Origin of the sequence: Dyadobacter sp. 32 (assembly GCF_902506755.1) — a bacterium.
Taxonomy (GTDB): domain Bacteria; phylum Bacteroidota; class Bacteroidia; order Cytophagales; family Spirosomataceae; genus Dyadobacter.
This window is the reverse complement of the sequence record NZ_LR735258.1, coordinates 5170166-5194416: the sequence shown is the minus strand read 5'-3', so window position 1 is coordinate 5194416 and position 24251 is coordinate 5170166. Positions and strand designations below refer to the sequence as shown.

The window sequence follows — 24251 nt, the reverse complement described above, 5'->3', positions numbered from 1 at the left end:
GTTTAGTTGATCATTACCATTACACCTTTCAAAGCAGCCATAGCCCCCCCGTCAATAGCCAGTGAAGCACTTGCCTTCAGATCCATCGTAGCATTGGCGGCTAATTCCATGGTAGCCGACTCAATTTTCATTTCCGAAGTTGCGGTTATCCCTACTCTGGCTCCACTGCTCAGGCATTTGTCATCTGACCCGATACCCGCTTTGCTTACGCCATATATTTTGATCTCGTCCTGGGATTTTGCGTCAATTAATGTATCAGACTCAATTTGAACCAAATTTTTACCCTCCATTTTCAACTCCTCCGAGGCTTTAATATTGATATTTTTAGCGGTCATATTAATTTCCCCTTCGCTATGGATATTAATCTGCGGCTCTCCATCCAGCGACAATTCTATTTTATTTTTGTTCTCCTTGTTGAATATCAAAATTTTCTCTTTCCCATCTTCATCATCAATAATAATGTGGTTTCCTCCTCTGGTAATTATTCCTTTGATGTGATTATCTGGTCTGAAAAGCTCCGATCCTGGTCTTCTGGGTCCATTGTCGTTGGCATACAGACTTCCCGCAACATAAGGCAGGTCAGGATTCCCGTATTCGAAGTCGACCATCACAGTATCGTCCACTTCGGGAATAAAATAACTCTTGGAATGGCAGGTCATAGCCGAAGACACGCGTATCCAGGGTGTTGTACCGGGCGAGGTAGCAATGCCACTTCCTTGCCACATGAACTCTACCTTCACCCGACCTAATTCTAATGGGTCGGCAGTGTCTTTTACAACAGCCAACTGCGGCGTAGCCTGCGGCTGTGCAACCAGATAAGTTACCGGTGGGAAATCGGCATCCTGCGACACTGCCTCGAAACGAACCTGATATACGCCCGATGAATCCAGACTATGATACAGGCTCACGACCACAAAAGTGCCATAATCAACAGTATTGGTTAATTCACCATTGGTATAAGCCGGGTCGGTAACATGGATCAGGTTCCCAATTTTCAATTCCATTTCCGGACTTACCCCTGTCAGCAATGCCAGCTTATTGGTTCTCACCGCTTTTTCCACTCGAGTAGCCTCCTCCAGGTCTGGTAACGCTTCAAAGTTCTGAAGGTGGATCGTGTTCAGCGTATCGTCTGCGAAGACAATGTCCGAACGATCGGCTGCTAACTGAGCAAGTGAGCTTAGCCCCGAAACCTGAATATTTGCCGAATTTGCGTCAAAACGGTCAAATGCTTCATGGTTGAAGTAGGAGGGCTTAAACTTCAGAGGAACAACCCGAAGGCTATATTCCATTTCAAACAGATTTGTACCGCTTGCCAAATCTATTGTTGGAGCAGAAGGACGGGCTGGTTTACCAAAAATGATATTTTCTCCGTCGTAATAAAACCACTCTCCATATCGGGAAGCAAGTCGTTGCAGAAACTGAAATTTATCTTCCTGGTACTGGGTCACATAGGGTATGGGCGCAATAAAATTAGGAGATACTCTTAAACCAGGAGAAGAATAACAGGAGTTGACAATGTCTGCAAGTGTTTGGTTTTCAAAGGAACGTGTTCGAATTCCGGCAGATAATGGTATGGTTGGACTTACACCCGAAATAAGGTAGGTGCTGGTTCTGCTTTGGCCTTTAATCAACCGAACCGAAGTAACACCACCATAAAAAACCAGGTTTTGGGCGGTTGCTCCCGGACGGGTTTGTGTCAACCGTATCGTTGCGCCTTTGCCTATAAACTGGTTAGCTATATTTTGCAAAGTATTCTCCTGTCCCACTAACATTTCCGGTGACACACTGATTTCGAAATTGTGGTGCGTCTCGAATCGCTGATTAATACGCAGGTAATTTGCCCGCGTGATCGTGACCCCATTGATGCTTATCTCAATGCTTGATATAAATGTGCTGGTTGGTGGTGGCATAGTGCAATTATTACTTGTATTGAATTAAAACCTTTCGGCCACTCTTACATTTCCCGCCTGAATGGCTTCGGCGAGACGAATTCCCGTGTTCACCAGTGACTGCATGTCCCGTATGGATGCTACACCTGATTCCTCATTGTATCTGATCACCTCATCGGGTGAGATATGTGTAACCGTGGCTATTTCCTGCAGAATACCGGCATCGCCTAACGGGTTTCGGGAGATATCGAGAACCGCCCCTTCCACACCCTGACGAAAAACGTGATCGGATTGGGTCCAGATTGAAGGATTGTTTGGAAAATAAACCCGACGTACATAACCTGCACAGAATCGCGTAAGAACCCCCAGGCGCTCACCCCTGGCCCGAACATTTGCCAGGCAAACATTCAGTATCGCCATCGAAGATACACCCAACACCACAGCTCCTGTTACCAAAAGAGCACCCGGAAGCAATGCGGATATTCGGCTGCCAATGGTAACAACACCTGCCGCGGTAAGCCCAAATCGAAAACGGGCAGTACCGCTGCCATTTATTCTTAATAACTGCCATGTTCTTCGCCCAGTCCTTTCGTCTACGATCTCTCCGATAGTTAACCCTTCAAAGGATTCGGTTCTGCCGTAGATTAACATTTCCATGAGCCTGTTGCCATCCAGTATTGCGTCGAAACTACCCCAAAAGCCCTGCACCAGGTCTTCGGCATTCGGGGTGTTAAACTGAAAGGTAACACACGACACATCTATCCCCAGAGCAACCGAAAACAGATTGGCAATTCGCTGTGCCGTGGTAGTAGCGTTACCTTCGCCTCGCAGTATGTCCAGCAATCCATTGAGTGAGCCCTGTATCTGAATACTTACGCCTTCGGCAATCTGAGCTTGTATGGCGTTCGTTACATCATAGGTCCCATCACTTGAAAATGAAACCGCAGCAGGTGTCACCGCCACGGTTGCGGAGGTTTGGGGCTGTCCAAAGATGAACGTACCAGATAAAAAAACAGAGCCCTGAGCCGTAAAATATCGATGGCTGATAACCGGAGTCCTTACTTCTGCCTGATTAAAAGTAATGGGAATCACCTGACCCATTCCAATGTCTGGAAACATAGCGCTTTAATTGTTCCTCATGGCCAGTAAGTAAACGCACGCTGACCATGAGAAGATACCATGAAGTTACTCTCTCTTCAGATTCAGGATCTGGCCCTGAATATCAAGCTCCTTCGAGCAAATCGTAAAGCTCTGATTTCCCGAACCGCTGCCTGAAAGACTGAAAGTTTCACTAAAATTAACAACGGATGCGTGATTAAACTTAATCGTTCTCAATTCTTCACCCTTTTGATTATTGAACTTAATTTCTCCGCTAATGTCATCCTTATGCGGCAAAACCATCAGTTCAATGATTTTTGCATCTGCGTTGCGGGTCTCAATGGTAACGTCAATATTTCCGCCAAATACCTCAGAAGTGGTCTCGTTGGTATGTGGATTTACGTGTTGGTGCAAGCTGTATGAACAGTGTAGTACTTCAAATTTCTTGCCGTCGATCGTGATTTCTGCCTTGTGTGCCATGATTTTTGAAAAAATTAAGTGTTTGAATTAATTGGATTGAATAAAAAATAGTTAAGGTTTAAGTTCCGAATCCCAGTCGCCCTTGGTACCAGTCATATTGATGGCAAAAACTTTGGCGGGGAAAAATGGCTTTAAATCCATGTTCACAATGATGTGTGTGGGTTTATCGGGATGCCGTTTCACCTCAAGATTACGGTAGTCCTCGATGATCTTGCCAGGACCGCGGATCTCCGCCAGGAAGCGCGACACCTGCTTTTTGATATCCTCCAGCATTTTGTTGTCGATATTTTCAAACGTCCGGCGGTTCAGGAAGTCCTGCATGATCTTGCCCACCCAGTCGAACACACGAACTACACTATACGTTTGCAAACCTACGTTGTCGCCATCAAAGAGGGTTCTGGCAGATTGGGGTACGACCCTTCCCCATTCATAGATGAGTGGAATCAACCCTCTGCTTTCAAGCTGCGCTACTTCATTTTTACGCATGGAAAAACGGGTACCACTTGCCATTTTCAATTTCCCATGGGCAAGGCCCGCGGAAGGTTGAGCGATGTTTCCGCCCCATAGCAAGCCGGCAAGTGCCATGGAAGGTGGTACAAACAAATGTTCCTCCTCGCCCACATCGGTGTTGGCTTCACGACCCACCACCCAGTTGCAGGGCATCATCACATGGGATTTGTAAGCATCCGAGCCCGTGAGCTTATCTCTGTCAAACATCGCCTCCACATCCTCTGCGCTATCCAGGTGCCGATAGTCGGTGATCATCATCACTTTGTTGTCATGCACGAGCTGGGCCCATTTATCTACGATGGTGTTCTTTTTCAACCAACCTGGCAAAACCACCAGGGAATAATTATTGGTAAGGTCGAACCGGTCATAATTGTCCCGTAGCTCACGGGCAAGCTGCTCAAAAATCCCGGTAGGATTGCTGAACCCGTCCACATCGGTTGTCATATCATTACCTGCATCAAACAGCCTCAGATTTTTGACCTTTTCCTCCGCTGTATTTTCAAAAAACAGCGCGAGCGAGCGGTAAGAGCGTTCCAGTTCTTCCGTCTGATTCAGGCAGTTCCGAAGGTTGGCTTTCAATGTGTCGCTGGCTGAGGTAGCCTTTTGCTCCGCTTCTGCAACCATGTCGGCGATGTTGTCGTGAGCTGTGAGTAAATCTGCCACAGCCTGTAGCCGGTTTTTTAGTTTTTTTCTGTCAGCCTTGTTATCGTCCTCCTCCAAAAACATCGCTTTACGCGCCTTTTTGGTAGGATCCATATTTTCAGTTCCTTCGATAATGGTTTTGATGAATTCAAAACCACCATATTTGGTCAGATCCTGGACCGTCTGGGTAAGTGGCCGCGCTACTGTTTTTTCCTTGAGAAGTTCTTTGGACTGGGGTAATTGTTCTTCTTGTGCCATGGATGATACTTGGGTTTTAGAAATTAGCACTCAGCTTTCGGCTTTCAGCAGTCGGCTTTTGTAACGGTTGCAACATTTATCTTTTATTTACTAGGGTCCTCTACTCACCGTCCACGTCGTCGAGCTCCTGGATCATGGCGTTCAATGCTTCAACGAAAGCTGCTTTTCCGGCAGGATCGGCCAGCAGTTTCTGAAAGACCTTGTTGGTCATCAGCCTTTTGATCAGGGTTTGATAATCGTCCTCCTTGCCTTTAAGCTCCTGCAGAAATCCGCTTTGCTCTATCATGCCCTTTACCGAGAAGGCACTTACGCTCGTAAAGTTGAGTGTTTCGTTCACTTCACCCCCATCTTCGGTGGTATGCGTCACATCCACCTGTGGCTGAAAATGATCAAATGCATCCTGAAGTTTCTGGATACCTTCAACAGGTGCCTGGCTCATTGAATCAGCCGTAAACTTGCTGATGATCGCCGTTTTGTTGTCGTGCAAAAGCTTGATCGCTTCGCTGGTGCCTTCGTCAATTACGACGCCACCAAGTTGGGGTTTTTCAATTGCCATGGAAATGGGTGATTATGGTTTTATTTGAATGGTCTTGATTTATTGTTGACAGCAATTTTTCGTGACTGCACTATGGACAATGCAAAAAAACCGTTTCTACCGCACGGCTCGTATCTCTTGAATCGACATTATTTCCTGTGTACCAACCGGCCAGGCTTCGCCAATTTCTGGAACCAACATTCACAGGACTGGGATCGTAAACCAAAACCTGCCCCGCTTTAACTCCTGCAATGACGACAATGTGCGTTTTGCCGTTTACCCAAAGCGGCCCGTAACGAAACAGCCACGATTCCAGAGCGTCTTCTGTTGGAGACATCGGCGGGACATCCACAAGGCCCAAACGTCGGGCCATGGCAATAATCTGAGGGTTTCCTATGCCGCTGTCCAGAGTATAAATAGATTTGCTGATTTCATCCTCACTAGGATCGATGATTCCTATCTCGGATGATTGTGTTGTTTCACGCCTCCAGTTAATAAGCATCTTAGCACTTGCATACCAACAAGCCATTCCCTTGTCTTGTGGTATCAATGTCATATTAGGGACGATATAAGCCATGTTTTGATAAGTTTTCGGTTAAAATTTAGTGTGATAGCTCAATTATACTAGAATCAAAAGTTGTTAAAATCTCGTTCGCACCACCCTCTACTGCCGATGACTACGATCCTTTTCACCAATTACACTTCTCGCAATTGCTCAGAAATCCCCCACTCAAACTCCCCACTCTCCCCCAACTTTAAAGTCACCTCAGAACCTTTACCGATTTCACCTGAAACCAGCATGCGTGACAATGGGCGGCGGATGCGGTTTCGGATTACACCGCGGATCGGGCGGGCTCCATACTTCGGTGTGAAACCTTCGAGGGCCAATGCTTTCCGGGCTTCATCGTCGATGTGGAGTTTCACCCCTTGCTTTTCAAGCAATACGATCAATGGTTTCAGTTGAACATTAAAGATGTTCACAACGGCACTTTCGGTAATCGGGCTGAATGGGATGATCTCTGTCAACCTTCCCAAAAACTCAGGACGAAAATGACGGGTCATCAGATCGAGCACGTCGTTGGATGCCGGAATACGTCCTTTGCCAAACTCCTCCACGATCCAGTCGGCTCCGATGTTGGATGTAAAGAGAATAATGGCATTGGAAAAATCACCTTCGCGTCCCAGCCGGTCGTGCAGGGTTCCTTCATCCAGAATCTGCAAAAAGAGATCGAAAACAGAAGGGTGTGCTTTTTCTATTTCATCAAAAAGAACAATCGCAAAGGGCTGCTGCTTGATTTTCGTCACCAGCAAACCTCCTTCTTCATACCCAACATATCCTGGAGGTGCACCGTACAAAACGGCAGCGGAGTGCTCCTCTTTAAATTCCGACATATCGAAACGGATCAGCGCTTTTTCATCATTGAAAAGAAAGTCGGCCATCGTTTTGGCTAGTTCTGTCTTACCAGTACCTGTTGGCCCGGAAAAAAAGAATGACCCTATCGGCTGGCCCGGACGACTCAGTCCCGAACGGTTCTCGAGAATAGCATCGGAGATAACCTTTACTGCATGATCCTGCCCTATGACCCGTTTTTTAAGATGCTCATCCAGTTGCAAAAGCTTTTCCCGTTCTTTCGACTGAAGCTTACCCAGAGGGATACCTGTTTTATGGGCAACCACGGCAGCTACATCATGTTTTTCGACGGCCCCTTTTTCTTTTCCTCCAAGCGCTTCCAGCCTGTCAAGAAGATCCAGAAGGTAATCGGCTATGGCTTCGGGCAAATCCATCTGATCCAGCGCGGGCTGTTCGTCCAGCTGTCCCAGCAATATCGGGCTAAGCCGGTTTTGTAGTTGACGATCAAACCAGCGTAGTTCCTGCCCATAGAGAATCGGATCCCCATCGCCATGCGTATCCCTTACATATTGCAATTCTGTGCGAAGAATTTCAATTTCCTGCTGCGTTGTTTCACTCATCAGCTTCATCGCAGCCATCGTGCGATCAATCAGATCGATTGCTGCGTCGGGAAGCCTCCGGTCTTTGATGTACCTGCGCGCCAGGCGAACCGTTTCTGCCACGGTGCCGTCTGCCACCTTAATTTGATGGTGATCTTCAAACAGTGAAACCAGTTTGGCAATCATGCGGCTGGCTGTGATTTCGTCGGGTTCTTCTACCCTGACCAATTCAAACCGACGGCTGAAAGCCTCATCGGGCTCCAAATACTTCCGGAATTCGTCAAGCGTGGTGGCGCCAATCACCGTGAGTTCGCCACGAGCGAGCTCCGGCTTTAATAAATTCACGAGGCCCATGGCACCGCTTTGCGGATCCATGAGTACGTGGATTTCATCTATAAAGAGAATAGCGCGATCGTGTTGCTTTATTTCTGATATAATACTTTTAAGTCGGTCTTCAATTTCGCCTTTGTAAGATGCACCTGCAATCAGGGAACCCATATCCAGTTGAAACAAACTTGCGTTTTGCAAGTGACCAGGAACCTGTCCTGCTACCATCAGTTGCGCCAGTCCTTCTACCAGCGCGGTCTTACCCACACCGGGCTCCCCTACAATGATCACGTTCGGTTTGGTTCGGCGCCCCAGTATCTCCACCATCATCCGGGTTTCCTTATCCCGCCCGATGATCGGGTCCAGCTTACCTTCACGGGCCACGGCTGTTTTATCAACGCAGTATTTCAGCAATGCCTGTCCCGGTGCACTGCCCGTAGCTGAAGAAGCTGCGCTTTTCGATTGACCGTTCGATGCAGGATTCAGTGTTTTTTCCACACCGGCGGATGCCAGCGCCCGCTCTATAATTTCGCCTTCGGTGATGGGAAACGATTTAAGCTGATCCTTTTGAAAACCCACGCCAGGCCTCGCGATTGCCGCCAAAGAGGCTAATGGCGAGACTTCTTCTTCCCCAAATTTCATACGGATCACATCCGATACCTCATATACCGCCTGCACCTGTGCGTCTCCTCTGACGGCATCAGCGCCCCGGGCTGATTTGGGATATTTCTCAATTCGGATATCTGCCCAGTCGCGCAGAAAATGGATATCCACCTCCCACCCCGCCAGCACACTCGACAAGCCTACATCGTTGTGCAGCAACCCTTTCAGCAAGTGCCCCGGGGAAAACGCAGCATGCTGATTTTCCTTGGCAATGGACTGTGCGATCTGGATGGCCCTTTTAAGATCGGCATTGAAGGTTAGGGTTGATAGCATGATTAAGCTTGTTTGCTTAAGGTTCCTAAGCGTTGTGAAAAAATGAACTCAATTTCTTTATCTGAAATCATTATGGGAGCCGGGGAAATTTCCTCTGCTGTTTTCAATTTTCCGAAAACCACATACCTGATTAAATCGATCAGCATAACACGATACACCAGCGGATCCTGCTTTTCGGATAAATTAGTATCGTAATCAACCCAAAGGTCATAAACCAGTAGTCCATAATCAGCCATCTGAACCCGGAGGTTTATGGCTATAGAATGCTTATATTTTGCCAGACACCTGTACAATGCAGGATTATATTGCCTGCCGGCCGTGTAAGGCAAATGGTATGATGCGTATACAGCCTTCAGTATCCCAATTTTTTTTGCACCAGCAGATAAGCCGGCCCGGGAATTAGGTTTGATTTCATAAAATTCTCTGCACTGGTCAGTGTGAATCATGATATCAGGAAATCGCATTAATTTATCGTCCTTGCACCAAGTCACAAACTGGTCAACCGCATCTCTTGTCACACGTTTGTTGTTATTTACAAGAAACGTTTTAAGATTTTCTTCTCGATGACCATTGTCCATGAAACTCTGTTCAGGCGTAAGATCTATGCTTGAGGAAAAGTCCTGAAATATTAGTCTTTCAGCAACTTCTCCAAATAATTTGGATTCAGATTGCCCGTATGGGTTATTGTCTAGCTCACTAATTGGAATAAATGTTCTCATAGAAAAACCCTAAACAATCTGCGTTACACCTAACAGGCCTCTATGGCGCTGCACAATCTTATCTGTAATATCACCTATTTTCATTCCGTACCGGTATTTTTCAGCGCCATTACAGAATCAAATTAAACTATCACCATGCAATTTTACCCCTTTAAAAAATCCCATAAAATACGCTAAATGACGTATTTTACCGGACGGTCAGAGCTCAAAAACAACTATTACTCCTGGTATTTTATCAACTGGACATTCAAACACTCTGCAATTTTAGAGAGGAATGGAGTCTGATAAAATACGTCAAATGACGTATTTTATCGAATAGGGATATATCTCAAATTTGCATTACCACCTGAGATTCTGTTACACGACCTTCTCAACGATTGGTGCCAAGAAAAGTGATCAACTATGAATCTGACCTTTGATACCTTATTACCTTTTGTGATAAGCCTCTTTCTGAGTTTTGTGTTAACCGGATATCTTTATTATACCAAAGGAAACGAAATTTCAACAGGACGGCTTGTCATCTGGATACTGTGGATTATTGTACTGTTTGGTCTGCTGGGGTTACTTGCTTCAAAAATAGAAGCGCTCCCATACGCCTATTCGACGGTGGCGTTATGCTCGATACTATTCGGCATTCTCTATCTCATTCTTGCCAAAGCAACCCTGAACTGGTGGCAAAGAGCCAGGCTTGAAGATGTCATCCTTTTGAACCTTACACTGCTGTTCTTTGGGCTTTCAGGCTTTTCAATCGTATACCTTTTACTTGCCGACACCCCCGGATACACTGCTTATTTAATGGCTGCCCTGCTCGCTTTTCTGGTACCTTCGGTACTGATCAAATCATACGATTACTGGATGCAGATCCCCAACAAACGGTACAAAAGCTGGTCATACCCGATTTATTCTGAGGTACCAAAACTGCAGCCCATCGAGCCTATAAAACTCATGATGAATTTCACCCCAGTCCCATCAGGAAAAAACGGCCCTTTTGAGAGCTATGAAGTCGAGTTCCCTACGAATGAGTCACTTAGCGATCTGTTTCATTATTTCATTTCATTTCACAACAAACACCGCGAATACCGAAAGAAACCTATTCAATATCTGAATGGCGACATGCCTCTGGAATGGGTACTTTATAAATACACACCGCAGAAAAAGAAACTATATCTTGACATGGACAAGACCCTGATTGAGAACCAGGTGACTTCCAATGAACATATTTACGCAGCAAGCCGCAATCCCTAAATTGATGCCTGAAACCCCGGCAACCCAAAACGGGATTGCACGACAAGATTTTGAAATTAATTAATAACATAAAGCATGGCGCTTCCAGGAGTAGAATACCAGTTTGTTAATTGGCGGGACGGAATGAAAATCACGCAAAAGCATCTGACCGCCCAGGATCAGGCGATACGGGATGCTGTTCGTGACACCGCAGCCGTGTTTATCAACGGACATAATTATGGATTGCTCCCTGGCGAAGATGGTGTAAGTGCCGGCATGCAGATCAGCGTGATGGGCGATACGATCAGACTTCTTTCCTGCCGTGCGATCATGCCTGGCGGAATCCGCGTGGAATGGGATTCCGGGGCCGACCAGGACAGCGTAAGTCTCTCTTTGCTCGATTATAAAAGCAGACTGGGTAACATTGGGATATTTTATGTAGTACTCCGGATTTCATTGGCCAACCTAATGGAATCCGGCGATTACGATCCTGAGGAAATGCCTCGCCGTAAACCATTCAAAGTACTTAAACCCATGCTGGAGCTGTTGTCTGTGCATGAAAAAATTGCTGATGCTTACAGTATTCCAATATTCAGAGTCCGATTTGAAGGCCAACTATTTTCGCCCGACTACGATTACATACCCCCAACTGCCGGTGTTTTTGGTGAAAATCTGCTTTGGTACTACGAAACCTGTGGTAAGCAGATCAGCAGTATTCACCAAACAGCCATACTGACGATCCGGAAGATCAACTCCATGCAGAACGCTTCGGCTGTGGCCAGAGATATCCATCAGATCATGGAAAGACTGGTCATGACTGGCCTTGAAGTGATCGATCATTACCGGGTTGTTTCAAAGGAACAGCCTCCCATTTACTTTATCGGAGACCTCATGAAATATGCGCGAACGATGCGCATTGCGCTGGACTGCCTTTCGGAAAACAGTGCGGGCAGGCTTTATCAATACATGAGAAATAATGTAGGAGGTACCACCAAGTTCAATATGCACGTACCGGAAGTGAACAAATCTATGATGGATTCTATGATTGATACGGTGTTGACCAGCCAGTATAATCACAATGATTGTACGATGCTGCTCGACAGTGTCAAGAGTTATCTTGATTTCCTGGAATTTGTCTTACAGAGCCTATTGGCATTACCGTACGTGGAAGCCACCGGGAAGTGGGACATTGCTTAATTTTTACAAAATTAAACCAAAAAAAACATGGGACTGCCAGCAGCAAGAGTAGGGGACATGCACGTATGCCCGATGGTAACAGTAACGGTTCCGCACGTGGGTGGCCCCATCCTGCCTCCCGGCGCTCCGACCGTGATGATTGGAAATATGCCAGCGGCGACTGTATCCAGTATGTGCGTCTGTGCAGGCCCGCCAGATACGATCGTCATGGGATCAGCTACGGTATTCATAGGCGGCATGCCAGCTGCCAGATTGGGCGACACGACAGCTCATGGCGGCACCATAGTGGTGGGTTGTCCCACCGTTTTAATTGGATAGGAATAAAATTATCGGCCGATTTTGTAAGCATATTATGAATAGATCACAATGGTTTATCGCAACCACCGCAGTCCTTTTGGTCCTGGGAGGCACTTTGTTCTATCATCTTACCAAGCCTTTAAGAAAAGATGATTCTGTTAAATCGGTCAATGTGGAAAAGGAAAGCGGGTTCAGGGCAGAAGTGGTGGTGCTCGACAGCCTGTACAATCAATATGTAAGCGTATTGCAGGCAAAAGACCAGAGTGCCATTGCAGGCGCAGATGCTCTGCTCAACAAACAGTTTTCGATCATAAAAAAACAATATGCAGGGAGCTCTCCCCCGGCTATGCTTGCCGCCAAACTCATCAGAAATTATGAAGTAAGGGTCATGCTAAATCAGAAGCTGCTGGGACGGAGAAATCTCCAGGCCGATGAAGTGGCTCGGCTTGTGCAGCGCATCAAGGAACTGGAAATAGTAAATCAGGATCTCAAAACCCAGAATCAGATGGTTCAACAGGCACTGCTGACGTTGCCTTAACCCGTGATGTTATGCAAAAAATCGGAGGTAAACGGAATGACTTTGTGAAACAATTCAAAACCAGGAAATGGCCGCATTAAATCAAAAAGAAAGGAATCAGATGATCAGTCATACGATCATCACCTACCTGCTTGCAATTAGTTTGGTGTCAGTGCTTTTCTACTTTCAATTTGTAGTGACGCCTAAAGTTTATAACAAAGAAACCGCTTTGACAAATGTCAAGATTGAGGAACTTGTCAGATATTCCAATGAGGCGGATTCACTGGTGCTACAGATACAAAAAGCGCCAGTGGTTGAAGCCAAAGCACTGGTGCCGTTTTACCAGTGGACCAATGATCTTAAAGCGGTGTACCAACAACCTTTTTATGGTGCTATCATTACCAGCTATTCAGACCTTGTGGATGACATAGCGCAGGCTAAAAGTATGGACACTACCTTGCCATCTCTCAAAAACAAGCTCATTGCCATTCAAAAATCCAATCTGGAACTGATGCAGCAAAATCAGGAATTGAAGCTTCAGCTAAAAACGGCAAAAACAGTTAAAAAAGAATAAATAGTCTTCACTCCAGACGTTCCTGGTAAGACGCGAGCTTTTCTTGGTTGTGGCTCTACATCTTCCTGCTGGGAGCTAAAAAAAAGCACAAGCAGTAATTACAGCTAAAAATTTGATGGTCGTTTTCATTTTCAATCAGATTGAAAGCTGATGTTTGAAATAATTGTTGGCTTCAAATACTTACAAAAGATTCTTTCTTTTCACGAAAGCACCTTTATTGCTGCTCCCGGAGCGGGTTGATGTTTTTATAGTTTCGGTTGTTTCACGGATCGGGGTAGTTACTGCATCCAAACGGGCAGCTGCAGGTTTTTCGGCATCTCCATTTGTGGATGATCCATGATAGATGGAAGGACTTGCGGGGGCGATTTCTTCTTGTTGGCAGCTGGTAAAAAATACACAAGTAGCAATTGCGGCGAAAAATTTGATGGTCGTTTTCATTTTAATACAGGTTTGTAAATGATGGTTTTGTTTTCGTGTCCATGAAGAACACGACAAAGGTGTGGGACAAAAAACACTTGAAAAATTTGATGTGACCAACCGCATCAAACAAATGACGAATCAGGAATCAGGACGGTTTTTAGTAATTATCAGGCAGGGAAGCTACTTTTTTGGGATTTTTAAGCTGTGGTTGTAGCTTCGTCCTTTATTCATTCCGGTTCGTCACAAAAAATAGGACCTCTGAATTCAGCAGCCTAGCTTAGCTGCTGCTGTTTTTCCATCAGCTTTTATCAATATGCTTCCTATCTGGGTTAAATATCAAAAGACTTTGTTCTTCGTCTTGGTTATTGTGACATTTACCGTCGTCACAACCTGGGATTATGGAAACTCCTATGCACAATGGAACAGCTATGGATTGCCCGCCTCGGTAATCGCCGCATTAATCTGCTACGCATACGTATACAAGCAGATTGTTCCGGCTTACCGTCTTAAGAAGTCCGCACTCGAGACAGGAGTCTACGCTGCCGGCTATGTAGTTTTTTATATTGGCTTGCATTTTCTGATTTCCAAGCTTTTCATATCTGATGAAGAGTACCTCACTGTTTATCAAGCGAACAGGCCTTCGGCCGTTTATGAAAATGAATCCCACCTCAGCGTGAATGCAACGTTGTTCCTGGGACTTTTACTTTTTGCCCCGGTCTCACTCGCCATTTATGCATTCATCGCCTACTGGCATAGCCGAAAGCACTTACGAAAGCGGGTTAGACAGTGGTGGAAAGTTGGATTGAAAAAGTGGTGGCTGAATCAGCGGGCAAGCCTTTCCTGGCTGCATCTGGGTTGGCTGGTATTTGGCTGGGTGCTATGGTTTTTACTCAATAATTTCTCCGTTCTGCTCAAAGGCAAAGACATAGCATGGTCCACCAGCCTGCTCATGCTGATGCCGTCGATGCTCTTTTTCTATATTAATCTAAAAACGAACTTCAACCTTCTTGCACGAAATAAAGTAATTGCAGCTTTACTGTTCAGTTTTATATTGTGGGGTGTTCTACTGATCGTCAAAGGCTCTTGGTTTCTCTTCATTACAAAGGTGGCTGGTTTTCCTCCCGTGCTGGATGGGATCAACATTTATGAAAAATTGAAGTCTGAGGCAAAAACGGATAACATTTCCGGCTCGGGTTATATCGCTGGTATTACGATCGGATATTTTCTAAAAAATGCTGCCGGTGGCGAGCTGATCATCCTGCTTACAAGCTTTATCTATGGGTACGGGCAACGTGCAATCCAGTATCAGCGCGAGCTTCGCACACTCGACGAAAACCGCCAGAGAGAGCTATTGAAGCAAAAAGCGCTTGAAAAGGAAGTAGTTGACGCCCGGCTGCAATCCTTAAAATATCAGATCAATCCACACTTTTTATTCAACAGCCTTAATTTTCTCTATTCGCAGGCCTTACCCTTATCCGACGACCTCGCACGCGCTACCATGCTGCTTTCGAAAATGATGCGCTATGGCTTACAGGAAAACAGCGAAGAAGCCAAAGTTGCTTTGTCGGGAGAAATTGAGCACCTCTATAATTTTATAGAATTCAACCAGTTACGATTCTCAAACCAGTTGCAGGTGGATTTTCAGGTAGAAGGTAATGTCGCCATCAGGCGGATTATGCCGCTGCTGCTGATTACATTTGTTGAAAACGCATTTAAATACGGCGAACTTCAGCGTGCCGACGCTCCCCTGCGCATCCAGCTGAAAGTTGATTCGGAAAAAATGGAATTTCAGGTACATAACAAAAAAAGGAACGGGCCCAAGGAGGACTCAACCGGGATTGGTATCGAAAATATCAGAAAAAGGTTGTTATTAGGCTATCCTGGCAAGCATACCCTGAACATCTCTGAGGATGAATCGTTTTATGACACCAAGCTTACGATTATTCTCTAATAATGAGCCACAGATAAAAACAACCTGTCTTGAGGGAAAACCCCTTTTCAGGTCTGAAAAAACCACTAGCAGAAAAACCTATGAAACTCCGCTGCCTGATTGTTGACGATGAACAAGCTGCTTTGAATGTACTAACGAATTATATTTCCAAAACCCCCTTTCTGGAACTATGCGGAGCCTATCTGGATCCGATTGCGGCACTGGACGTGATTTACAAAGAGGATGTAGACATCCTGTTTCTGGACATTCACATGCCTGAAATATCGGGGCTTGAATTTATCAAACTCCTTCGGGGTCGTACAAAGGTGATATTAACCACCGCCTACAGCCAGTATGCGCTGGATGGATACCAACTTAATGTGGTTGATTATCTGCTTAAACCAGTTCCTTTTGACCGGTTTTTACAGGCCGTACAGAAGGTAAAGGATCTCATAACAGTTAAATATCAGCCCGAAACCCCATCAAATACGCAACAACCGGCCCAAATTATTCCAACGCAGGATCATGTCTTCGTAAAGGTGGACGGCAAGATTGTAAAAGTACGCTTTGAGGAAATTCTGTACATCGAAGGATTGGGCAACTATGTGAGCATCTACACGCCAGCAAGCCGGCTTGTCACTCTTTCTACCATGAAAGAAGTGGAAGATTACCTGCCTGAAAATGACTTCATACGTGTGCATCGGTCTCACATCATTGCGCTTGGAAAAGTTGAATACATCGAAGGAAATCAGATATTTCTCGCAAATGGCACCGCTATTCCTCTGGGTGAAACCTACCGCGAACGGTTTTTCAAACTTTTGGAAGAGAATATGATGAACAGGAAATAAAAAAAGAGGCCCGCTGAGAATCACTCCGGCGAGCCTGCTTTTTAAACGTATTGTATCAAAGCCTAGGAAATTCCTTTAAAGGCGTCGTCCTCAATAAATGGCTGATTACGCAGTCGCTTTTTAGTAGCCTTATAAAATGCATTGGCAGCTGCAGCACCTGCAGGAGGGAGAGCTGGCTCGCCCAGGCCGGTTGGCGAAATGCCATTGTCCACAAAATGCACATCCACTTCCGGTATTTCATTCATACGGATGAGGCGAAATCCATTGAAATTGTTCTGATCCGGCGCTCCGTCTTTGAAAGTCATATTTCCGTACATGGCGTGTCCGATCCCATCCACAACACCACCCCTCACCTGCTGAAGTGAACCGCTTTTGTTAATCACAATACCGCAATCCACCGCGGCGATCACATTTTTGAGTACCGGTTTCCCCTTTTCCATAACAACTTCACCCACCTGGGCTACATACGACCGGTGCGAAAAGTAAACACTGAAACCCTGGTGCACCCCTTTCTTGTTACCCCAATTACTTTTCTCAGCGGCAAGCTTGATTACGGCGATTGTACGATCCACGTCATATTTTACGGCACCAGCGGGAGCATTTTTTGCCTTTTCCAATAATTCAAGTCTGAACTGGATCGGGTCTTTCCCGGCGGCTTCGGCCACCTCGTCCAGAAACGATTGTTCGGCATAAGCGAGAAAATTAGTGATAGGCGCTCTCCAAGGTCCCGTTGTAATGGGAGATTTGTGATCCACCGAATCAATCAGAAGATTATCCACGGCCCCCGACGGAAAATTGTCCTCCCGTGTGGAATTCCCGGCATTCATGCCTACTCCACGCAATTTGTACCCAATGAGCTTTCCATCTGAATCCAAGGCAGCCTGAAACCGGTAGCGCACAGCCGGACGGTAAGTGCCCCCCGTCATGTCGTCCTCTCTCGTCCAGATCACCTTAACCGGAGCTTTCATCAGTTTGGAGACCTGTGCCGCTTCGATTACAAAGTCGGCAGAAAGCCTTCTCCCAAATCCACCGCCCTGCCGAGTTATTTCAACAGTAATTTTCTCAGGAGCGAACCCCGTTAGCTTTGCCACCTCTCCTTTTGCCCGATCGGGTGTTTGTGTCGGCCCGACTAGCTCTACACCGTCTTCACGTACGTGCGCAAAAAAGTTCATTGGCTCTAATGGGCTGTGCGGCAGAAATGGGCATTGATACTCTGCTGTAACAACTTTTGCTGCCTTTTTGAATGCTGCCTCCACATCTCCATCTTTCCTTCTAACGGTGGCCTCTCCGCTATCGAGCAGGTTCTTAAAAATACGATTGTGATCAGAAGTACTCTCCAGATCAGCCACTTTCTCATACTCAATCTTGAGCTTTTCCTTCGCTTTTTTCACCTGCCAGGTGGACTTTCCTACCACAGCAACGCTGTTTTCAAAAGTAACGACGTCAACAATACCCGGCATTGCCTTCGCTTCATCCGCATTCACCGATTTCAATTTGAAGCCAAATGCTTTCGGCCGCTGAATGAGTGCAAACAGCATGCCCTCCCGATAGAAGTCTAGCCCAAATAATGGTTTACCCGTAGAAATATTGTGATTGTCGACATTACGCACCGAGGTACCAATGAGCTTGAAATCCTTCTCGTTTTTTAGCTTTACATCGGTTGGTAGTGAAATTTTCGAAGCTTCTTCTGCCAACTCCCCATAGCTCAATGATTTGCCGGACGCTTTGTGAAATACCTTACCATTTTCTGTGGAACAGGTTGCTGCATCCACTTTCCAGCGATTTGCAGCGGCGCCAATTAATAAGTATCGGGCCGAAGCCCCGGCTTTGCGCAGTCGTTCCCAGGAGTGAGGCACCGCCCCGCTGCCACCTGTAACCTGCCTTTCATATTTACTGGGATCCAGATGTCCCTGAATCGTCTTTACCTGTTTCCAATCTGCATCCAGTTCCTCTGCCACCACCATGGGGAATGCGGTTTTGATTCCCTGACCAATTTCTGGATTGGGTGACACGATGGTAATAATATTATCGGTTCCGATGGACAGATAACTATTGAAATTTACCGAACCCGCCGCAAGGGCTTTGGGATCCACCACGACGGGCACTGCCGTAGTACCCGTCCAGTTGAAACCTAAAAACAAACCTCCACCAGCCGCCGCGGCGATTTTGATAAAATCCCTTCTCGAAGTATTTTCTGATGTTTGCATCGTTAGTTTGATTTAGTGGCTGCCACTTTTACTGCTTCCCGTATACGGTGGTAAGTTCCGCACCGGCAAAGGTTTCTGCTCATCGTGTTCAGGATTTCCTCATCCGTTGGCTTTGGTTTCTCCTTCAGCAATGCTGCAGCGGTCATGATCTGCCCTGCCTGGCAATAACCACATTGTGCCACATCCACTTCATCCCAGGCTGCCTGAACGGGGTGGTCTCCCTTCTCCGATAAGCCTTCAATGGTGGTAACCTTCGCCTTTCCAATGGCCGACACCGGCAATACGCAGGACCTGACGGCCTTCCCATCCAGGTGCACGGTACAGGCGCCACATTGTGCAATACCGCATCCGTACTTGGTACCTACCAGTCCAAGATGGTCGCGCAGAACCCATAATAGCGGAGTATCTCTCTCGACATCGGCCTGGTACGCGCGGTTGTTAACAGTTAATTTAAATAACGCCATGGTTGATTGATTTCTTGATAAGGAAATTCAGGAAACAAGATTTTACGAAAGCCGAAGGGTATCTGAGATTACTTGTCCCGAAAGGCGGAGTAATTCAATAGCACTAATTTAGAAAATAAGATTTGAGAAATCAATTCCGAATCTGTTACTGAGTTTATTAGGAACGAATTTAAATTACGAATCTACCTAATTCAGGAGGATCCGAATGTCACGAGCCAGATGCTCTACATCCAACTGAAGTGTTCCATTGTAAATACCGCGAATGCGTTTGCTCTTATCAACCAGAATAATATGCTCTGTATGTAGAAATTCGGTGCTGTCTTTGGTAAAGCCAAGATCTTCCTCGGCAAAATAGGACTGACGTGCAAGCTTGTAAATCTGCGCTTTATTTCCGGTCAGGAAGTGCCAGTTCGGAGCGATGATTTGGTTCTCCTGTGTGTAGGATTTTAGTCTGGTAACACTATCGATCCATGGGGTCACACTGTACGAAAGCATAACGACTTTGGGATTTTCACCAAATTCCTTCTGCAGCAATTTCATGTGCCTGGTCATAACGGGGCAGATGCTCACACAACTGGTAAACACAAAATTGGCGACATGCACTTTCCCTTCAATGTCTTTTTCAGTCACGGTCTGTCCCGACTGGTCTTTTAATGAGAAAGACGAAATCCGGTGCGTGATCTGGTTTTCAGCCACGGCCGGATCAGCAAAAAACAAAGGTGTAAAATCTGGGGAATTGTAGTAGGGTAATTCTGTTTGTTTCTGTTTTTGCGAACAGGAACAAACGAAAGCAATAAGCAAAATGCTAATTCTTAAAAACACTGTCTGAGACATTTACACAATTTTTAGTACCCAGCAAGCCGTATCGCCTACCGTTCATAATAACATAGTTTGCCCGCACCTTTCCATTGTCGTAAAACATTTTCTGGGCGCCGGATTCATGTCCCTTTGCGTAGTTCATCTCCCTGATCAAAACACCATGCTCATTCCATTCGCGGCAAATCCCTTCGTATTCGTCATGGTCAAAATGATATTCCAGCTTCCTGGTCCCGTTTTGCCACCAGGCTACGTAAAATCCCGTTTTTCGTCCGCCATCGAATTCTCTCGATTCCTGTATTTTACCATCAGTATAGAATTTATTCCACCTGCCATGCTCCTTACCTTCATAATAATTCCTGATTTCCGCAGTATCAACTGAACCTGCATACAGGGCAAATGTTTTTCCCGTGAATGCTACTCCATTCCTAAAAAGGATGTCTCCGCGATATGTCAGGCTGCTATCCAGAGCATCTACAGTGACCGATTTGCGGGAGTAAAAGCTCGAAAAGATAAAGGCCAATAAAAATAGGTTACTGAGTAACCGTGCCAGCCGTACCATAAAAACCGCTTCCGTTGATATAAGGATCTGTATCTGTGATGTGATAATGGTATATGCCGGAAGGATACTCAGTGGTGGCATGCGTATGCCCATGATAGGCGTCCAGGGACGTCGTTACAACGGTCGCTCCATTTTCCTGAGGCCCGTACACCGGAAAACCATCAAGCAAAAAACCCAGCAACGACGATTTGCTTGCTTTCACGCTAGTGAGATACAACGGTTCGACGTGGTAATGATACTGCCCACTCTGCTGCGGGTGCCCCCAATATTGGTCGAAACTAACGATTTCATTTGTAAGTGGCTGACTGGGACCGGCATATTGGTTAAAAAAAGGAACCCCATTCAAAGCCACGCCGATGGGCCCGAGCGGGGTAGCAGCATGGGAGGTGGCGACTTTGGGATTCAACGGAATTTTGAAAGTGTAGAGCTGGGATGAAATAGCATTCGGGTTTTTGCTGAATTTGCTGCCGGCAAAAGTGGTCCCGTTAAAATTTTCATACAACGCATTGATGGTTGCATAATAAATACTTTTGTGATCGGGCAGGCCGGTTGTTTTGATTGTGACATAGGTCCCGTCAGAGGTGACACTGCTTGCGCCATAGATTTTGGCATAAACTGCCGGGACCTCGTTACTTCCGGAAGCCACTTCGGTTTCGTCTTTATTACAGGAGAAAAAAAGCAGGCCGCAAAGGAGGGCCGCAGATAATAGTGTGGTGGATGATCCTGTCATGATTTCTTTTTACACCTTATACGATTAGCAGGAGTTAATCCTTCGGAGGAAGCTGCAATTTTTTTTTCGGTGTAAAAAAAGTGGCAAGATCTCTGGTTAATTCGTTGAAATATGGAAGCTGGTCTGGCTTACAAAGCCTTTTTATTTCAACAAAATGATTGTAATGAACATCTTCCATCTGCCTCTGCAAATGAGCCAGACTGTCTTCCAGAATTTCCTTTTCCACTTTGTTTTCCTTCACAAGCGTCCCGTATAAACGGGTTTTGGCATCGCGGATCTTCGCTTCGAGGCCTCTTACGTCTGAACGGTGCCCTAAGACCAACTTTTCATATTGCTCCACCTGCATTTTATCCAAATGAAGTCTGTCGATAACGATCATTTTTGGTTCTGCACCACCCGATTGCCGGTTACGCGGATGCCCGGCATTTTCTCTCAAGAGCAGGAACAGTATGACAAAATTCGTTACCAGTAACAATGCAACAGCCACACTTAAAAGCTTTACTTTACTCATCGTACAAGGTGTTAAAGGTGGATAAATGCATCGATGAAACCATTTCTGTCAAAGCATTTTCTTCTTTATCCTCATTCGATTTTAGCATAATACTGACATTAAGAACCAGGACTACCGCAGAAGCCGCAGCAAAGGTCAGTTTCCAGACAAACGGCGCCTCTCTGGATATCTTAATTCTTTCCTGAATGCGGGTAAACAGAAAAGGTGATACCTCTACCCGTTTTATCTTTTCTAAATTTTTCATATACTTCATTTCACAACGTGGTTGCTCTGTTATACGAGCGGAATAGAAAAAACCTTCTCAATTATCCAACTTTTTTGAAAGCGACAGCTTTGCCCGCTGGAAAAGCGACTCAACCGCTTTTACGCTCAGATTCATGATTTCTGCCACTTCCTTCTGCGAACGATCTTCGATCTTCAACAGGATAATTACCGTTTTTTGGTTGTCGGGCAGCGAATTGATCATGCGGAACAGTTTATCCAGTTCCTCTTTGTCTTCCAAAGCAATACCCGGATGATTGTAGCTTTCGGCTTCCACAACGGGCTCATTGGATTCTATCCGAAAAAGATTGATCAGAAACCCAAATCGCCGGCCTGACTTTTTAGATTTGAGAAAATCCAGGCATTGATTAATCGTAATACGGTAAATCCAGGTTTTCAGTCCGGCTATTTCAGGGTTATACCGTTCCAGATTTTGATGCACCTTAACAAATACCTCCTGGGTGATATCCTCTGCATCTGGCTGATTCTGCACATAGCTCAGCGCAAGATTGTACACGAGGTTTTTAAATTCGTCATAAACAATCCTGAATTCAGTGCTTCCAGTCATCAGATTAAAGCGGGGCGCGTTGATATTCCCCTTGCCGGGTTGAATACCCGTACGCAAACAGGACCTGAAATGTAACAGAATGTCCGGGAAAAATTTCCGACAAGCAAAAAGGGCTTACAAACAAATCATGAAATGGAAACGAGGATGGACTGTGGGTACAATGCTACTTCGAAGACGCCATGTGATTATTCTTGTTACTTCCCGTCAATTTAATCCGGAAAAGAGATGGCCAGTTTTTTCCAGTTATATACAATGCGTCATCGAAAGGTTGTTTAGCGATCCCATTCAAAACGTCTTTGCCGACATTTGTCTCGGCCGGTACTATACCGTCCATCTTCATAAAGCCAATGACTTTCCCACTAGCCAGGTCAATTTTGACAATTTTCGTACTTTCAAACAGATTGGCAAAAACAGCGCCATCCACGTATTCGAGTTCGTTCAGCTTGTGAATCGGCCCGTTGTTGTCGTAAACCTCAATCTCACCTGTTTTTTCCATTTCTGTATTATAGAAATAGAGTTTATTGGACCCGTCGCTCATGATCAGCGTGTTTTCCTTGTGCGTCATTCCCCAGCCCTGCGTGTAGTAGGTAAATGTTTTATCCAATGTGAAGTCCATATTGTATCGAAAGCACACGCCCGATTGCCATGTCAGCTGATATATCTTATCGTTCACAATTGTAATTCCCTCGCCAAAATACTTGGCATCAAGAGAAACGGAATCAAGTGTGGTGCCAGATTTTAGATCAAGTTTCAGCAATTTTGATTGTCCGTTCTGCCCGGTTCCTTCATAGAGTTCCCCTTTGTAAAACTCCAGCCCTTCGGTGAAACTGCTTTTTTGGTGCGGATAGCGGCCAACTACAGTGTAATTGATTTCATCCGGGATGATGTCCGATATCAGTTCAATCCGTAAGGTGTCGGCAAAATCTGTTTTGTCGGCACCTTTTCCGGTTACCACAATTTGCTGCCATCCTGTATTACTTTTTGCCGAGCTGATTGAAACTGTATCGGAGATATTTTGAGAGGCAGAAACGGTCTGCCCGTTTAACTTTACTTCAAACTGTACCACAGGTTTGGTAAAACCGAAGCGAACGGAATCACCAATAGTATATCTGAATTTAGATAATACCGCAACAGCTATTTTCTCCGGTGCCTGAGCGGCGCTTTCGCTTTTCTTATCGTCTTTACACCCAACCAATATCGAGGCGATAAAAAGGAAGATGAATATATAATTTTTTGATAAAATACACATGGCTAAAACCTGATGTTCAGTCGCTTTTGAAAAGGCTATCTTTAAAATTCTATTCAAAACGAAAAATCCTACGGCAAATTAAGTTGTTGCGGTAGGATTTAAAATAATGTAAATCAATTCGACTATGCCTCCCCGCCCGGCCCGCCGAAGCTGATTGGAAAATTGAACGATGGCTCCGTATCCTGCGAGCTTTGAATTGGACCATACTGATCCTCATACTTATCAATATTATCCTTCAACGCGGCGATCAGTCTTTTCGCATGCTCAGGTGTGATAATGATCCTTGCCTTAACCTTTGCGCGGGGCACTCCTGGCATTAATCGGATAAAATCAAGTATAAATTCGCTATTGGAATGTGCAATCATAGCCAGATTGGAGTATACCCCTTCCGCCATTTCTTCCGACAATTCCACATTGATCTGCTGTTCGTTCTCCTTATTGTTATCTTCCATTACTATGGTTGCTTATTCTTTGGTTGAGAGGTTTTGGTATGCGTTTGCAGACGTAAAGCTTACGTCCCGAAAATTACTAA

The 24251-nt window shown here is 45.6% G+C and carries 26 protein-coding genes; 7 read left to right on the top strand and 19 right to left on the bottom strand.

Annotated features, from left to right (window positions below; all coding sequences use genetic code 11):
* Positions 1 to 2: 2 nt before the first annotated feature.
* From DYADSP32_RS21330 to DYADSP32_RS21295, 8 genes are all read right to left on the bottom strand, one after another.
* On the bottom strand, positions 3 to 1910 hold the full coding sequence (locus tag DYADSP32_RS21330) for a phage baseplate assembly protein V (RefSeq protein WP_149240863.1): 1908 nt from the start codon (positions 1908 to 1910) through the stop codon (positions 3 to 5).
* 24 nt (positions 1911 to 1934) lie between these two features.
* Positions 1935 to 3008, bottom strand: a complete 1074-nt coding sequence (locus DYADSP32_RS21325; protein ID WP_149240864.1) for a hypothetical protein — start codon at positions 3006 to 3008, stop codon at positions 1935 to 1937.
* Between the two features lie 66 nt (positions 3009 to 3074).
* Positions 3075 to 3467 carry a type VI secretion system tube protein TssD gene (tssD, locus tag DYADSP32_RS21320; protein ID WP_149240865.1) on the bottom strand — a complete coding sequence of 131 codons (393 nt, stop codon included), beginning with the start codon at positions 3465 to 3467 and terminating at the stop codon, positions 3075 to 3077.
* A 51-nt stretch (positions 3468 to 3518) separates the two neighbouring features.
* Positions 3519 to 4877, bottom strand: a complete 1359-nt coding sequence (locus DYADSP32_RS21315) for a phage tail sheath C-terminal domain-containing protein (protein WP_149240866.1) — start codon at positions 4875 to 4877, stop codon at positions 3519 to 3521.
* Positions 4878 to 4977: 100 nt separating this feature from the next.
* A complete protein-coding gene (locus DYADSP32_RS21310) occupies positions 4978 to 5433 on the bottom strand; it encodes a hypothetical protein (RefSeq protein WP_149240867.1) in 456 nt (151 codons plus the stop codon).
* A gap of 70 nt (positions 5434 to 5503) precedes the next feature.
* A complete protein-coding gene (locus DYADSP32_RS21305) occupies positions 5504 to 5989 on the bottom strand; it encodes a papain-like cysteine protease family protein (protein ID WP_149240868.1) in 486 nt (161 codons plus the stop codon).
* Positions 5990 to 6108: 119 nt separating this feature from the next.
* A complete protein-coding gene (locus DYADSP32_RS21300) occupies positions 6109 to 8625 on the bottom strand; it encodes an ATP-dependent Clp protease ATP-binding subunit (protein ID WP_149240869.1) in 2517 nt (838 codons plus the stop codon).
* A 2-nt stretch (positions 8626 to 8627) separates the two neighbouring features.
* Positions 8628 to 9344, bottom strand: coding sequence for a hypothetical protein (locus tag DYADSP32_RS21295; RefSeq protein WP_149240870.1), 717 nt, complete (start codon positions 9342 to 9344; stop codon positions 8628 to 8630).
* A 402-nt stretch (positions 9345 to 9746) separates the two neighbouring features.
* Between DYADSP32_RS21295 and DYADSP32_RS21290 the strand changes: the two genes are divergently transcribed.
* The 5 genes from DYADSP32_RS21290 (at position 9747) to DYADSP32_RS21270 (ending at position 13153) form a co-directional block, all read left to right on the top strand.
* Complete coding sequence (locus DYADSP32_RS21290; RefSeq protein ID WP_149240871.1) at positions 9747 to 10589, top strand: TssN family type VI secretion system protein; 843 nt, start codon at positions 9747 to 9749, stop codon at positions 10587 to 10589.
* Positions 10590 to 10712: 123 nt separating this feature from the next.
* On the top strand, positions 10713 to 11765 hold the full coding sequence (locus DYADSP32_RS21285; RefSeq protein WP_414617945.1) for a hypothetical protein: 1053 nt from the start codon (positions 10713 to 10715) through the stop codon (positions 11763 to 11765).
* A gap of 27 nt (positions 11766 to 11792) precedes the next feature.
* Positions 11793 to 12083, top strand: coding sequence for a PAAR domain-containing protein (locus DYADSP32_RS21280; RefSeq protein ID WP_149240873.1), 291 nt, complete (start codon positions 11793 to 11795; stop codon positions 12081 to 12083).
* Between the two features lie 34 nt (positions 12084 to 12117).
* Positions 12118 to 12600: a hypothetical protein gene (locus DYADSP32_RS21275; RefSeq protein WP_149240874.1), complete on the top strand. Its 483-nt coding sequence runs from the start codon at positions 12118 to 12120 to the stop codon at positions 12598 to 12600.
* A gap of 67 nt (positions 12601 to 12667) precedes the next feature.
* Positions 12668 to 13153 carry a hypothetical protein gene (locus DYADSP32_RS21270; RefSeq protein ID WP_149240875.1) on the top strand — a complete coding sequence of 162 codons (486 nt, stop codon included), beginning with the start codon at positions 12668 to 12670 and terminating at the stop codon, positions 13151 to 13153.
* A gap of 180 nt (positions 13154 to 13333) precedes the next feature.
* On the opposite strand, the gene DYADSP32_RS21265 is transcribed toward DYADSP32_RS21270, so the two are convergent.
* On the bottom strand, positions 13334 to 13591 hold the full coding sequence (locus tag DYADSP32_RS21265) for a hypothetical protein (RefSeq protein ID WP_149240876.1): 258 nt from the start codon (positions 13589 to 13591) through the stop codon (positions 13334 to 13336).
* 295 nt (positions 13592 to 13886) lie between these two features.
* On the opposite strand from DYADSP32_RS21265, the gene DYADSP32_RS21260 reads away from it, so the two are divergent.
* Together DYADSP32_RS21260 and DYADSP32_RS21255 are read left to right on the top strand one after the other, a co-directional pair.
* Positions 13887 to 15524 carry a histidine kinase gene (locus tag DYADSP32_RS21260; RefSeq protein ID WP_149240877.1) on the top strand — a complete coding sequence of 546 codons (1638 nt, stop codon included), beginning with the start codon at positions 13887 to 13889 and terminating at the stop codon, positions 15522 to 15524.
* An 80-nt stretch (positions 15525 to 15604) separates the two neighbouring features.
* Positions 15605 to 16351, top strand: a complete 747-nt coding sequence (locus tag DYADSP32_RS21255) for a LytR/AlgR family response regulator transcription factor (RefSeq protein ID WP_149240878.1) — start codon at positions 15605 to 15607, stop codon at positions 16349 to 16351.
* A 62-nt stretch (positions 16352 to 16413) separates the two neighbouring features.
* On the opposite strand, the gene DYADSP32_RS21250 is transcribed toward DYADSP32_RS21255, so the two are convergent.
* The 10 genes from DYADSP32_RS21250 to DYADSP32_RS21205 form a co-directional block, all read right to left on the bottom strand.
* A complete protein-coding gene (locus DYADSP32_RS21250) occupies positions 16414 to 18558 on the bottom strand; it encodes a xanthine dehydrogenase family protein molybdopterin-binding subunit (RefSeq protein ID WP_149240879.1) in 2145 nt (714 codons plus the stop codon).
* A gap of 2 nt (positions 18559 to 18560) precedes the next feature.
* The gene (locus DYADSP32_RS21245; protein ID WP_149240880.1) at positions 18561 to 19022 is read right to left on the bottom strand and encodes a (2Fe-2S)-binding protein; all 462 of its coding nucleotides are present in this window, start codon (positions 19020 to 19022) and stop codon (positions 18561 to 18563) included.
* Between the two features lie 186 nt (positions 19023 to 19208).
* Complete coding sequence (locus tag DYADSP32_RS21240) at positions 19209 to 19856, bottom strand: SCO family protein (protein WP_149240881.1); 648 nt, start codon at positions 19854 to 19856, stop codon at positions 19209 to 19211.
* Positions 19828 to 20361: a toxin-antitoxin system YwqK family antitoxin gene (locus DYADSP32_RS21235; RefSeq protein ID WP_414617944.1), complete on the bottom strand. Its 534-nt coding sequence runs from the start codon at positions 20359 to 20361 to the stop codon at positions 19828 to 19830. Before DYADSP32_RS21235 ends, DYADSP32_RS21240 begins: the two co-directional genes overlap by 29 nt.
* Before the next feature lie 10 nt (positions 20362 to 20371).
* Positions 20372 to 21130: a YHYH protein gene (locus DYADSP32_RS21230; protein ID WP_149240883.1), complete on the bottom strand. Its 759-nt coding sequence runs from the start codon at positions 21128 to 21130 to the stop codon at positions 20372 to 20374.
* A 34-nt stretch (positions 21131 to 21164) separates the two neighbouring features.
* Positions 21165 to 21641 carry a periplasmic heavy metal sensor gene (locus DYADSP32_RS21225; protein ID WP_149240884.1) on the bottom strand — a complete coding sequence of 159 codons (477 nt, stop codon included), beginning with the start codon at positions 21639 to 21641 and terminating at the stop codon, positions 21165 to 21167.
* Positions 21634 to 21885, bottom strand: coding sequence for a hypothetical protein (locus DYADSP32_RS21220; RefSeq protein ID WP_149240885.1), 252 nt, complete (start codon positions 21883 to 21885; stop codon positions 21634 to 21636). The genes DYADSP32_RS21225 and DYADSP32_RS21220 overlap by 8 nt, the downstream gene beginning before the upstream one ends.
* Before the next feature lie 57 nt (positions 21886 to 21942).
* Complete coding sequence (locus DYADSP32_RS21215) at positions 21943 to 22527, bottom strand: RNA polymerase sigma factor (RefSeq protein WP_149240886.1); 585 nt, start codon at positions 22525 to 22527, stop codon at positions 21943 to 21945.
* Positions 22528 to 22633: 106 nt separating this feature from the next.
* Positions 22634 to 23719: a glutaminyl-peptide cyclotransferase gene (locus DYADSP32_RS21210; protein WP_149240887.1), complete on the bottom strand. Its 1086-nt coding sequence runs from the start codon at positions 23717 to 23719 to the stop codon at positions 22634 to 22636.
* A 122-nt stretch (positions 23720 to 23841) separates the two neighbouring features.
* On the bottom strand, positions 23842 to 24171 hold the full coding sequence (locus DYADSP32_RS21205) for a DUF3467 domain-containing protein (protein WP_149240888.1): 330 nt from the start codon (positions 24169 to 24171) through the stop codon (positions 23842 to 23844).
* Positions 24172 to 24251 lie beyond the last annotated feature (80 nt).